At 32.0% G+C, this 256-nt stretch carries 1 protein-coding gene; it reads right to left on the minus strand.

The window, feature by feature from the left end:
- On the minus strand, positions 1–136 hold a 136-nt coding region (locus GUI70_RS25965; RefSeq protein ID WP_368733653.1), incomplete at its 3' end, for a 6-carboxyhexanoate--CoA ligase.
- Between the last annotated feature and the right edge of the window lie 120 nt (positions 137–256).

Here is a 256-nt window from a genome sequence, read left to right on the forward strand (position 1 = left end):
GTTGCCCATTTTCATGAAAAAAACCTTTATTATAAAACCTTTGTACCGTCTGTTCTATTTTGTCAAACTCACAAATCGTTTCAGCACCACTAATATGAACATCTTGATTGCTAGAACGCATTTTTATACTATACATGACGATCACCTCAATCTTCTTGATGCAAAATTTCAAACAACCTATCTATATCTTGTTCAGTATGAAAATACGACAATGATATTCTTAACATTGGCTTAGTCACAGTTGGATACCTTAAAT

The sequence above is a fragment of the Deinococcus alpinitundrae genome, assembly GCF_009982895.1.
Classification (GTDB): domain Bacteria; phylum Deinococcota; class Deinococci; order Deinococcales; family Deinococcaceae; genus Deinococcus; species Deinococcus alpinitundrae.